The following is an 11,364-nucleotide window of genomic DNA, read 5'->3' on the forward strand; positions in this document are numbered from 1 at the left end:
GGGCGCATTCTCCCCCGAGCCCGATCTCCCCTGGCCGACACGGTGGGCTGGTGGCGGCCGATACGGTGGCCCGCGTGCAGCTGACCGTCGTGGACCACCCGCTCGTCCGTGCCCGCCTGACCCGCATGCGCGACGAGCGGACCGACAACGCGGCGTTCCGGGCGGCACTGCGGGAGCTCACCCAGATGCTGGTCTACGAGGCCACCCGCGACCTCGCCGTGGCGGAGGAGCCGATCACCACGCCGGTCACCGGCACCACCGGCTACCGGCTGGCCGCCCCGCCGCTGATCGTGCCGGTGCTGCGGGCCGGGCTGGGCATGGCCGACACCGCGCACGGGATGCTGCCGGAGTCGCAGATGGGCTTCGTGGGGCTGGCCCGCAACGAGGAGACCTTCCAGCCGGAGGCGTACATGGCGTCGCTGCCGGCGTCCCTGGTCGACCGCGAGGTGTTCGTCCTGGACCCGATGCTGGCCACCGGCGGCTCGCTGGTGCACTGCTGCGGGCTGCTGACCGCGCGCGGCGCCACCTCGATCACCGTGCTCTGCGCCCTGGCCGCGCCCGAGGGCATCGCCCGGCTGGAGGCCAGCGGTCTGCCGCTGCGGGTGTTCACCGCCTCGGTCGACGAGGGGCTCAACGACAAGGCCTACATCGTCCCGGGCCTGGGCGACGCCGGGGACCGGCAGTTCGGGGCGGTGTGACCGTGCGCTTCGGCGTGCTGGGCACCGGTCACTGGGCGCAGACCGTCCACGCGGCCGCGCTCGCCGAGCACCCGACGGCGTCCCTCGTGGGCGTGTGGGGCCGGGACCTGGCCAAGGCCAAGGCCGTCGGCGCGGAGTTCGACGTCCCCGGGTACGCCGACCTCGACGCCCTCCTGGAGCAGGTCGACGCGGTGGCGATCGCCGTCCCGCCGTCGGTGCAGGTCGGCCTGGTGGAGCGGGCCGCGGCCGCCGGCAAGCACCTGCTGCTGGAGAAGCCGATCGGGCTCTCGGTCGAGGAGGCCGACCGCGTCGTCGCGGCGGTGCGCTCGTCGGGGGTCGCCTCGGTCGTCTTCTTCACCTTCCGCTTCCAGACCGGGACGTCGTCGTGGCTGGCCCAGGCCGGCCGGACCATGCTGGTCGGGGGTGCGGGGACGTGGCTGAGCGCGCTCGCCGGCAGCCCGTTCGACTCGGCCTGGCGCCGGCAGCACGGGGCGCTGTGGGACATCGGCCCGCACGCGCTGTCCCTGCTGCTCCCGGCGCTCGGGCCGGTGACCTCGGTGCAGGCCGGCCCCGGCGCGGGGGACACCGTCCACTTGGTGCTGCAGCACTCCGCGGGGGTGGCGTCGACCGTGACGCTGTCGCACACCGTCGCGCCGATGTCGACCGGCATCGAGTTCTACGTGCACGGGGACGCCGGCCGGGTGGTCCTGCTGCCCGACACCGAGCACCCGGTCGAGGCGTTGTCGGTCGCGGTCGAGGAGCTGGGCCAGGCCGCGATGACCGGCGGGGCGCACCCCTGCGACGTCGGCTTCGCGCGCGAGGTGGTCGCGGTGCTGGCGACGGCGGAGCGGGCGCTGGCCTCGGGCTGCCGAGAGACGGTGTAACGGTTCGTCGGCTTTGCGGGTGTTCCTCGTGCTGTGCGGACCCTGCAGGACCCGCACAGCACGAGAAAGACCCGCAGTGTCAGTCGTACGGGTTGGTGAGGACAGGGCGCGCCTGCAGGACGTCGAACGTCACGGGCGGGCCGTCGGTGGACGTGGTGCCGGGGACGTCGGCGCTGGCCCCGCCGTCGACGCTGAAGGTGCCGCTCCAGGTGGTGGTCAGCGAGGCGGTGTAGGTGCCGCTGGGGTACTCGTGGCTGACCGAGTGGTCCGGGTACGGGGCGCCGGGGTCGGTGCTGGTGAGGTCGGTGCCGTCGCCGGTGTGCCAGGTGAAGCCGGTCGCGGTGGCGACGATGTCGACCGTGAAGCCCCGGATGTCGACGGTGAACGTCTGGGTGGTCGGGCCGTCGGTGTGGAAGACGACCGGCAGGCCGACGAGGGCGTTGCCCGGCGGCTGCTGCTGGGTGTCCAGCTGGGGCAGCGGGAGGGTCTGGAAGTAGCGGAACACCTCACCGGGGGACGGCGGCGGGTTCAGCGCCGTGATGTCCACGCACGTCCGGACGAGATTCAGCCACGGTCCCACCCCGGTCCCTGGAGGCGTCCCTGGCGTCACGGCGAAGCCATCAACCGTGGTCCCGTCGGGTAGTACCAGCCGCCGCTGTTGGACGAGGAGGAAGTCGGCCACTCGATCAGGCGGGGTTGGACAGGCCCGGAAGTCGACTCCCTGACAACTACCGGTTGTCGTGTCGTTCTCCACGCAGGGATCGATCAGTCGGTACGTGTACGGATGATCTTGGGGAGCGGATGAGTTGGCGACCCAGGATGAACCGGGCTCGGCCACCACATAAGCAGCGGTTAGCGCGCCGGGCGCGTTCTCAACAACTGGACAGAGGCGTCGGCCGCAGTTTTCTGCCATAGCCGCACTAGACATCATCAGCGGAACGAGGAATGTGACTACTATCGAGCTGACCCGTATAGCGAAGCGCATGTGTTACTCGAGAGTTAGTGCGGTGAGGAGCCAAGACTGGCGCTGCTCATCCCAACTCAATGCCGCGCCACCACTCAGGCCCTCGTATGTAGGAGATCCAAGTTCCTCGACGCTTGTGTCAGTCTTGTCAAGCACGACTAGGGCCGCTTGATCTACCTGCATCGCCATCTCAGCCGTGTCGCCCTCGAGGAGGGGTTGTGCAATCTCCGTGACGGTAATGTTTCCGCCCTCGTACCGGTAACCCGCAGTTATGTCGGATTCAATGGTGGAAGCGATGCGGTCACAGTCGCGGCAGCCGTCGCTGAACTCGCGCAGGGGAGCGGCGTCCATGACCGTCGACGTCCGGTTGATGAGGTCGATGTAGTAGCGGACGAAGGCCTCGGCGCCCGCGGCGTCCTGAGTCCGGGCCTCGTCGGGCATCGGCAGGTCCCCGGGCCCGAGAGGTGGGAGTTCCTCCTCCGTCGCCGCAGGAGCGTCCGCGCTCGGCAGCGTGTCCGCCGCCTCCTGCCCCTCTGAGCACCCGCCCAGCACCGCCGCGCCCACCGCGAGGCCCGCCACCAGCCGCAGGCTCCACGCCCGTGCCACGTCCACCCCCGAGTCGTCCACCGGTCCCGGGGAGACTACGGAGCGTCGGCGGCACGGGCACGCAGCCCTGTGGACATCCACCCGATCGCATTGCCGGGGTTCCTCGACCGTTGCGGGTCCTGCAGGACCGGCACTGCGCGAGCAACACCGGCAATGCCGCCGACGCCACCACCGCCGCCAGCAACACCGATGCCGCCAACAGCAACACAGCCGCCGCCGACGCCACCACCGGCGATGCCGCCACGTCCGGGCACCAGCCTGTGGGCCGTGTCACGATCTGCCCATGACCTCCACCCGAGCTGCCGGCCTGCGGGCCGGCACCGCCCTCGCCGCCGCCCTGCTCCTCGTGACGGGCTGCTCCGGCGACGACGGCGGGTCGGACGCCGGCGGCGGCTCGGAGGGGGGCACGGGGACCACGACGGTCGCGCTCGGGATCATCCCGATCATCGACGTCGCCCCCGTCTACCTCGGCCAGGAGCAGGGCTTCTTCGAGGAGCAGGGCATCGAGCTCGACCTGAGCGCCGGGCAGGGTGGCGCGGCGATCGTGCCGGGCGTCGCCAGCGGCAGCATCGACATCGGGTTCGGCAACAACCTGTCCCTGGTGGTCGCCGCGTCCAGCGGCCTGCCGGTGCAGGTCATCGGCAGCGCCGTCGACAGCACCGGCGACCCCGAGGCCGACCCCTTCACCATCGTGACGGCGGACCCGGCGATCACCCGGCCCGCCGACCTCGCGGGCAAGCGGGTCGCCACGAACACGATCAACGCCATCGGCGACAGCGTCGTCAGCGCCTCCGTGCGTGCCGACGGCGGCGACCCGTCGTCCATCCAGTTCGTCGAGCTGCCGTTCCCGAACATGGCCGCGGCGCTGCAGGCGGGGGACGTCGACGCGGCGTGGCTGGTCGAGCCGTTCGTCACCCTCGCCGAGCAGCAGGGCGTCCGCGTCCTCACCACGCCGCTGAACGACTTCACCGACGTCCAGATCGAGGTCTCCACCTACTTCACGAGCGCGCAGTTCGCGTCCGAGAACGCCGACGTGGTGGAGCGCTTCACCACCGCCATGAACGAGTCGCTCACCTACGCCCAGGAGAACCCGGACGCCGTCCGGGCGATCCTGCCGACCTACCTGGACATCTCCCCGGAGCTGGCCGCGCAGGTCCGCCTGCCGGAGTGGAACACCGAGGTCAGCGAGGACACCTTCGAGGTCTTCACCGACCTGGCCGAGACCCAGGGACTGCTCGACGGCGAGGTCGACCTGGACTCCCTGCTGGCCCCGGTGCGCTGAACCGGCTCAGCCCTCCAGCTCGTACGCGAGCCCGTGCCGCGGCTGGTAGAGCATCATCCAGCCGGCGCCGGGCACGTCGATCGAGGTCAGCAGCCCGAAGCCCTGGTCCTGCACGTCGTCGCGCACCGCGACGCCCTTGCTGCGCAGCTCCACGATCGTCGAGGCGACGTCGTCGCACACCAGCGTCGCCTGGTGGAACGGGACCGTCGCCCAGCGCTCGGCCGGCTCCTCCGCCGTGGGGTGCACGCCGAGCTCGCCGGGCGGGGTCTTGAAGATCAGCCACCCGCCGCCGGCGTCCAGGGACGGCCACCGCAGCACGTCCCGGAAGAACGCCCGGGTCGCCTCGGGGTCCTCGGAGTAGACGATCGTGTGGAAGCCGGTGATCACGGTGCACACCCCAGTCGGTCTGCCAGTTCGAGGAAGGACGTCACCGACAGGTCGGCGTCCGGGTCGGACGCCGGTGGCACGCGCCGCCGGCCGAACTCGTCGGGGCGGTGCACGTACGCCGTCCGCAGCCCGCGCGCCCGGGCGGCGACGAGGTCGTCGACGTGCGCGGCCACCATCAGCACTTCTGGCGGGGCCAGCGCCAGCAGTTGCGCCGCGGAGTCGTAGACCTCCGGGTCGGGCTTGTAGTGCCGCACGATCTCGGCGCCGAGCACCAGGTCCCAGGGCAGACCGGCCCGGCGGGCCATGTCGACGATCAGCGCCACGTTCCCGTTGGACAGCGGCGCCAGCACGTACGAGCGGCGCAGCCGGGTCAACCCGGGGACGACGTCCGGCCACGGGTCCAGCCGGTGCCAGGCGAGCACCAGCTCCTCCCGCACGTCGGCAGAGGTGGACGCCAGCCCGGCGTCGGCGAGGACGTCGTCCAGCGAGGAGCGGTGCAGCGCGTCGAGCGGGGTCCACGGCAGCTCGCCGGAGCGGACCTGCTCCATCGACGGCACGTACCGCCCGCGCCAGTCGTCGGCGATCGCGAGCGCGTCCACCGAGGGGCCGAGCAGCCGCCGCACCTCGCGGGCGACCCCGCCGCGCCAGTCGACGACCGTGCCGAACACGTCGAAGACCAGCGCGCGGACGTCCACCGGCCTACACCCCCAGAGCGGCGGACATCTCCGCCCGCAGCCGCCCGAGCTCGTCGGCGCCCCGGCGGCGCGCGTCGGCGACCGCGGCGGAGGAGGCCACCGGCACCACCGTCTCCAGGTAGGCCTTCAGCTTCGGCTCGGTGCCGCTGGGCCGGACGATCACCCGCACCCCGTCGCCGATCAGCCGGACGGCGTCCACGGCGGGGGTCGCCTCGAGCAGGTCGCCGGCCACGACGTCCCGGCCGAGCAGGCGGGACGGCGGGTCCGCACGCAGCCGGGCCATCATCTCGCCGATCCGGGACAGGTCCTCGACCCGCACCGACAGCTGCCCGGTGACGTAGAGCCCGTGCTCGACGGCGAGCTCGTCGAGCCGGTCGAGCAGCGTGCGGCCGGTCGCCCGCAGCTCGGCGGTCATCAGCGCGACCGCGAGCGCGGCGGAGATGCCGTCCTTGTCCTGCACCACCGACGGCGCCACCGAGTAGCCCAGCGCCTCCTCGTAGCCGAACACCAGCGGCGCCGCGTCGGACCCCGCGCGCATGATCCACTTGAACCCGGTCGGCGTCTCCGCGGTCGGGACGCCGTGCGCGGACGCGACCACGCGCATCAGCGACCCGCTGACCAGCGAGGACGCGTAGGTCCCCCGGACGCCGCGGCGCAGCAGCCAGTCGGCGAGCAGCGCGCCCACCTCGTCGCCGGTCAGCTGCCGGCCGTCGCAGACCACCGAGCACCGGTCGGCGTCGGGGTCCTCGGCGATCGCCACGTCGGCGTCGAGGTCGGCGGCGAGCGCGGTCAGCAGGTCGATCGCGCCGGGCTCCTCGGGGTTGGGGAAGGCGACGGTCGGGAACGCCGGGTCGGGCGCGTCCTGCTCCTCGACGCTGACCGGCGGGGCGAACCCGGCGGCGGCGAACACCGCGCGGGTGGTGTCCGCCCCGACCCCGTGCATCGCGGTGTAGGCCACCGTCAGCCCCTGCCGCACGATCGCCGGCACCGACGACGGCTGCAGCGCCCGGACGACGGCGGCCACGTAGTCGTCCCGGACGTCGTCGCCGAGGGTGACCCAGTCGTCGGACAGCGGGACCTCGCGGGCCGGCCCGACCGCCGCGATCGCGGCCTCGATCTGCCGGTCGGCCGGGGGCACCAGTTGCCGGCCGTCGCCGAGGTAGACCTTGTACCCGTTGTCGTCGGGCGGGTTGTGGCTCGCGGTCACCATCACCCCGGCCACGCACCCCAGGTGCCGGACGGCGAAGGACAGCACCGGCGTGGGCAGCGGCCGTGGCAGCACCTGGACGGCGAACCCCGCGCCGGCCAGCACCGCGGCCGAGACGTGCGCGAACTCGTCGGAGCGGCGGCGGGCGTCGAAGCCGATGACCACCCCGCCCCCGGCGTGCCCCTCGTCGGACAGGTACCGCGCCAGCCCCGCGGCGGCCCGGGTGACGACGGCGGCGTTCATCCCGGCCGGCCCGGCCCGCAGCGGCCCGCGCAGGCCCGCGGTGCCGAAGGTCAGCGGCCCGGCGAACCGGCTCTCCAGCTCGGGCCAGTTCTCGGCCTCGATGAGCGCCTCGATCTCGGCCCGGTCGCCGTCGTGCGGGTCGGCGTCGGCCCAGTCGCGGGCCCGGTCGAGCAGCCGCATGGCCGCCCGGGGCAGCGTGCTCACCGCTCCACCCCGCTGCCGGGCGCGATGTCGCCGCGCGGGAGCGGCGGCTCGAACTCCTCGGCGTCGAACGCCGCCGTCGTGTACTCGCCGCCCACGCGGGCGTGAACCGGGTCGGTGAGGTCGGGCTCGCCGTGCACCTCGACCAGCGCGTCGGCGAACACCTCGGCGTCGTCCTGCGGGTCGTAACCGAGCGCCCGGGCGGCGGTGAGGTCCCACCAGTTGCGGGTGTTGGCCGACACGCCCCAGACGACGGCGAAGCCGGGGGAGGGCGCCCGAAGCGCGGCGTCGACGAGGCCGACCTGGTCGGAAGGGGACAGCCACGTCGAGAGTTGCCGCACCGTCGTCGGCTCGGGGAAGGCGCTGCCGATGCGCAGGCAGACCACGTCCAGGCCGTACCGGTCGACGTAGAGGGAGCCCAGCGCCTCCATCGCGACCTTGGAGACGCCGTAGTAGGTGTCCGGCCGCGGCGGGGCGTCCTCCTCGCGGAGCAGACCGGACGCCGGCCGCTCGGTGAACCCGGTGGCGTGGTTGCTGCTGGCCAGCACGACCCGCGGGACACCGGCCCGCCGTGCCGCCTCGAGCACGCAGTACGTGCCCTCGATGTTGGCGTGCGAGATCGCCGGCCAGGTCGACTCGCCGGAGATGCCGGCCAGGTGCACCACGGCCGAGGCGCCGTCGACGGCGTCCACCACCGCCGCCAGGTCGGTGACGTCGGCGACCACCTGCTCCTCGCCGGGCCGGGTGTCGGCGATCGGGACGACGTCCAGCGACCGCACCGCCCAGCCGCGCTCGGGCAGCCCGCCGCGCAGCACCGTGCCGATCCGCCCGGCCGCCCCCGTGACGAGCACCGGGCCGCTCATGGCAGCCGCCCCACGAACTGCACCAGGAACTCGCCCAGTCGGCCGGCCGCGGCCTTGCCCGCCGCCAGGACCTCCTCGTGGTCGAGCTTCTCGCCGGTGATCCCGGCGGCGGCGTTGGTGACCATCGACAGCCCCAGGACCTCCAGGCCCGCGGCGCGGGCGGCGATCGCCTCCAGCGCCGTGGACATGCCCACCAGGTCGGCGCCGAGGGTGCGCAGCATGCGGATCTCGGCCGGCGTCTCGTAGTGCGGCCCGGGCAGCGCCGCGTAGACGCCCTCGGTCAGCGTCGGGTCCAGCTCGCGGGCCAGCGCGCGCAGCCGTGCGGAGTACAGGTCGGTGAGGTCGACGAACGTGGCGCCGACCAGGGGCGAGCGCGCGGTCAGGTTCAGGTGGTCGCTGATGAGCACCGCCTGCCCGACCCGGTGCTCGCGAGCCAGCCCGCCGGCGGCGTTGGTGAGGACGACGCTCCGCACGCCGGCCGCGGCCGCCGTCCGGACGCCGTGGACCACCGGCTCGACGCCCCGGCCCTCGTAGAGGTGCGTGCGCCCGAGGAAGAGCAGCACCCGGCGGTCGCCGACCCGCACCGAGCGGACCTCCCCGCCGTGGCCGACCGCGGTCGGGGCGGCGAAGCCGGGCAGGTCGCCGATCGCGACGCTCGCCGCGGCGGCCCCGAAGGCGTCGGCGGCCGGGGCCCAGCCCGAGCCCATGACGATCGCGACGTCGTGGCCGTCGCCGAGGGCGGCGGTGAGGTCGCCGGCCGCCCGGGCGGCGAGTTGGGAGGGGTCGTTGACCGCAGGTGCACTCACGCACGGACGCTAACGCAGCGCCGGTCCCGGCGGCCCGCCTGCGCCGGTCCCGGCCGCGCTCGCACGGGGAGCCGGGCCCGGTGATCGTCCCTAGACTCCGCAGCGTGCAGATACCTTTCCGCTCCTCCGAGCGCGCCAGCCTGGGAGTCGAGTGGGAGCTGCAGCTCGTCGACCTGCAGACCCGGCAGCTGACCGCCGGCGCGGTGGAGATCCTCTCCGAGATCGCGCCCGACGGCGCCGAGGAGCACCCCAAGGCCAAGCACGAGCTGCTGCAGTCGACGATCGAGATCATCACCGGGGTCTGCACCACCGTCGCCGAGGCGAAGGCCGACCTGGCCGGCACGCTCGCCGAGGTGCGGGCCGCGGCCGAGCGGCGCGGGCTGGGGCTGATGTGCGCCGGCACCCACCCGATCACCGACTGGCAGACCCAGCAGATCTCGCCCAAGGAGCGCTACCTCCAGCTGGTCGAGAAGATGCAGTGGCTGGCCCGCCGGCTGCAGATCTTCGGCGTGCACGTGCACGTCGGCGTCCGGGCGCCGGAGAAGGCGATCCCGATCGTCAACGCCCTCACCCAGTACGTGCCGCACTTCCTCGCGCTGTCGGCGTCCTCCCCGTACTGGGTGGGTGCCGACACCGGGCTGGCCAGCGCCCGGTCGAAGGTCTTCGAGGGGATGCCGACCGCGGGGCTGCCGTACCAGCTGTCCGGCTGGGACCGGTTCGAGCAGTACATGGAGACGCTGATCTCCACCCACGCCATCGAGAGCGTCCGCGAGGTGTGGTGGGACATCCGCCCCCACCCCGACTTCGGCACCGTCGAGCTGCGCATCTGCGACGGGCTGCCGACCCTCGACGAGATCGGCGCGGTGGCCGCGCTGTCCCAGTGCCTGGTCGAGCAGTTCGACCGCGAGCTCGACCGCGGGTACACCCTGCCCGTGCCGGCCGGCTGGGTGCTGCGGGAGAACAAGTGGCGGGCGGCCCGCTACGGCCTGGACGCCGACATCGTCGTCGACGAGAAGGGCACCGTCCGGCCCGTGCGGCAGGCGATCAGCGACCTGGTCGAGGACCTCGAGCCCACCGCCCGGCGGCTCGGCTGCGAGGCCGAGCTCGCCGACGTCCACCGGGTCCTCGCCGTCGGCGCCTCCTACCAGCGGCAGCGCGCGGTGGCCGCCGCCCACGACGGTGACCTGTGCGCCGTCGTCGACAGCCTGCTCGCGGAGCTGCGGGACGGCCTGCCCGCCCCCGACCCCGCCGGCGCCGCCGGGGGACGCCCGGCATGACGGAGTTCCCGGAGAAGCTGGGGACGGCGGTCGACGAGTGGACCGCCGACCGGAACCAGCAGCTCATCGCGGTCCGCCGGCACCTGCACGCCCACCCCGAGCTGGCGTTCGCCGAGTTCGAGACGACGTCCTTCCTCGAGCAGCGGCTGCGCGACGCGGGCCTGCAGCCCCGGCGGCTGCCGACCGGGACCGGGCTGGTCGTGGAGGTCGGCTCCGGCGACCCGGTCGTGGTGCTGCGGGCCGACATCGACGCGCTGCCGCTGCCCGACCTCAAGGACGCCCCGTACGCCTCCACCCGCGAGGGCACCTGCCACGCGTGCGGGCACGACGTGCACACCACCGTCGTCCTCGGCGTCGCCCTGGCGCTGGCCAGCCTCGACGGCCTGCCGGGCACGGTCCGGTGCGTGTTCCAGCCGGCCGAGGAGACGGTGCCCGGTGGCGCCACCGAGGTGGTCGCCGCCGGCGTGCTCGACGGCGCCTCCCGGGCGTTCGCGCTGCACTGCGACCCCTCGATCCCGGCGGGCACGGTCGGGCTGCGCACCGGCTCGATCACCGCCGCCTGCGACCGCATGGACGTCACGCTGACCGGTCCCGGCGGGCACACCGCCCGGCCCCAGCTGACCGTGGACCTGGTCGACGCCCTCGGCCGGCTGATCACCGACCTGCCTGCGCTGCTGTCCCGGCAGGTCGACCCGCGCGCCGGCATGTCCCTGGTGTGGGGCGCGGTCAACGCCGGGGTGGCGGCCAACGCCATCCCGCAGCGCGGCCACCTGCGCGGCACGGTGCGCGTGCTCGACCGGGACACCTGGCAGGACGCCGAGGCGCTGCTGCGCTCGCTGGTCGGGCGGGTGGCCGCCACGACCGGCGCCGAGGTGGACGTCGACTACATCCGGGGGGTGCCGCCGGTGGTCAACGACCCGCGGGCGGTCGCGCTGATGCGCTCGGCGGCGCTGGAGACGGTCGGCGGCGAGGGGCTGCAGCTGTCCCCGCAGAGCATGGGCGGGGAGGACTTCGGCTGGTTCGCCGACGTGCTGCCCATCGCGTTGGCCCGGCTGGGTACGCACGGTGGCGGTGCCCCGCTGGACCTGCACCGGGGGACCTTCGACGTCGACGAGCGGGCGATCGGGGTGGGTGTGCGGCTGATGGCCCGCACCGCCCTGCACGCGCTGGCCGCCGACGCGGGGACCCCGCCGCCCGGTCCGTCGCCGCACCCCGGCCGCGCGGACACGGGCAAGCGCCGGTAGAGACTGT

At 73.9% G+C, this 11,364-nt stretch carries 13 protein-coding genes; 6 read left to right on the top strand and 7 right to left on the bottom strand.

Annotated features, from left to right (window positions below; genetic code table 11):
• Positions 1-50: 50 nt before the first annotated feature.
• Together upp and ACI789_RS06735 are read left to right on the top strand one after the other, a co-directional pair.
• On the top strand, positions 51-698 hold the full coding sequence (upp, locus tag ACI789_RS06730; protein ID WP_457007353.1) for a uracil phosphoribosyltransferase: 648 nt from the start codon (positions 51-53) through the stop codon (positions 696-698).
• Positions 695-1,582, top strand: coding sequence for a Gfo/Idh/MocA family protein (locus tag ACI789_RS06735; RefSeq protein WP_457007355.1), 888 nt, complete (start codon positions 695-697; stop codon positions 1,580-1,582). Before upp ends, ACI789_RS06735 begins: the two co-directional genes overlap by 4 nt.
• 79 nt (positions 1,583-1,661) lie before the next feature.
• Here ACI789_RS06735 and ACI789_RS06740 read toward each other — a convergent pair whose 3' ends face one another.
• Complete coding sequence (locus ACI789_RS06740) at positions 1,662-2,129, bottom strand: hypothetical protein (RefSeq protein ID WP_457007357.1); 468 nt, start codon at positions 2,127-2,129, stop codon at positions 1,662-1,664.
• Between the two features lie 441 nt (positions 2,130-2,570).
• Positions 2,571-3,158 (bottom strand): DUF6318 family protein, encoded by a 588-nt coding sequence (locus ACI789_RS06745; RefSeq protein WP_457007359.1) that lies wholly within the window; start codon positions 3,156-3,158, stop codon positions 2,571-2,573.
• A gap of 104 nt (positions 3,159-3,262) precedes the next feature.
• On the opposite strand from ACI789_RS06745, the gene ACI789_RS06750 reads away from it, so the two are divergent.
• Together ACI789_RS06750 and ACI789_RS06755 are read left to right on the top strand one after the other, a co-directional pair.
• On the top strand, positions 3,263-3,439 hold the full coding sequence (locus ACI789_RS06750) for a hypothetical protein (protein WP_457007361.1): 177 nt from the start codon (positions 3,263-3,265) through the stop codon (positions 3,437-3,439).
• Positions 3,436-4,434 carry an ABC transporter substrate-binding protein gene (locus tag ACI789_RS06755; RefSeq protein ID WP_457007363.1) on the top strand — a complete coding sequence of 333 codons (999 nt, stop codon included), beginning with the start codon at positions 3,436-3,438 and terminating at the stop codon, positions 4,432-4,434. Before ACI789_RS06750 ends, ACI789_RS06755 begins: the two co-directional genes overlap by 4 nt.
• A 6-nt stretch (positions 4,435-4,440) precedes the next feature.
• Here ACI789_RS06755 and ACI789_RS06760 read toward each other — a convergent pair whose 3' ends face one another.
• Genes ACI789_RS06760 through ACI789_RS06780 form a run of 5 tightly spaced genes read right to left on the bottom strand, consistent with a single transcriptional unit; the run spans position 4,441 to position 8,836 of the window.
• Complete coding sequence (locus ACI789_RS06760; protein ID WP_457007365.1) at positions 4,441-4,821, bottom strand: VOC family protein; 381 nt, start codon at positions 4,819-4,821, stop codon at positions 4,441-4,443.
• Complete coding sequence (locus tag ACI789_RS06765) at positions 4,818-5,516, bottom strand: haloacid dehalogenase type II (protein ID WP_457007367.1); 699 nt, start codon at positions 5,514-5,516, stop codon at positions 4,818-4,820. Before ACI789_RS06765 ends, ACI789_RS06760 begins: the two co-directional genes overlap by 4 nt.
• 4 nt (positions 5,517-5,520) lie before the next feature.
• Positions 5,521-7,170, bottom strand: a complete 1,650-nt coding sequence (locus tag ACI789_RS06770; RefSeq protein ID WP_457007369.1) for a phospho-sugar mutase — start codon at positions 7,168-7,170, stop codon at positions 5,521-5,523.
• The gene (locus ACI789_RS06775) at positions 7,167-8,030 is read right to left on the bottom strand and encodes an NAD-dependent epimerase/dehydratase family protein (RefSeq protein ID WP_457007371.1); all 864 of its coding nucleotides are present in this window, start codon (positions 8,028-8,030) and stop codon (positions 7,167-7,169) included. The genes ACI789_RS06770 and ACI789_RS06775 overlap by 4 nt, the downstream gene beginning before the upstream one ends.
• The gene (locus tag ACI789_RS06780) at positions 8,027-8,836 is read right to left on the bottom strand and encodes a purine-nucleoside phosphorylase (RefSeq protein WP_457007373.1); all 810 of its coding nucleotides are present in this window, start codon (positions 8,834-8,836) and stop codon (positions 8,027-8,029) included. The genes ACI789_RS06775 and ACI789_RS06780 overlap by 4 nt, the downstream gene beginning before the upstream one ends.
• A 104-nt stretch (positions 8,837-8,940) precedes the next feature.
• On the opposite strand from ACI789_RS06780, the gene ACI789_RS06785 reads away from it, so the two are divergent.
• Both ACI789_RS06785 and ACI789_RS06790 read left to right on the top strand, forming a co-directional pair.
• On the top strand, positions 8,941-10,113 hold the full coding sequence (locus ACI789_RS06785) for a glutamate--cysteine ligase (RefSeq protein ID WP_457007375.1): 1,173 nt from the start codon (positions 8,941-8,943) through the stop codon (positions 10,111-10,113).
• A complete protein-coding gene (locus ACI789_RS06790) occupies positions 10,110-11,357 on the top strand; it encodes an amidohydrolase (RefSeq protein WP_457007377.1) in 1,248 nt (415 codons plus the stop codon). Before ACI789_RS06785 ends, ACI789_RS06790 begins: the two co-directional genes overlap by 4 nt.
• The last annotated feature ends 7 nt before the right edge of the window (positions 11,358-11,364 follow it).

It is taken from the genome of Geodermatophilus sp. SYSU D00965, assembly GCF_054050075.1.

Bases quoted from the DNA above. Each gene is read 5' to 3' on its own strand.
- ACI789_RS06755 (WP_457007363.1), top strand. From the start codon at position 3,436: ATGACCTCCACCCGAGCTGCCGGCCTGCGGGCCGGCACCGCCCTCGCC.
- ACI789_RS06775 (WP_457007371.1), bottom strand. From the start codon at position 8,030: ATGAGCGGCCCGGTGCTCGTCACGGGGGCGGCCGGGCGGATCGGCACG.
- ACI789_RS06790 (WP_457007377.1), top strand. From the start codon at position 10,110: ATGACGGAGTTCCCGGAGAAGCTGGGGACGGCGGTCGACGAGTGGACC.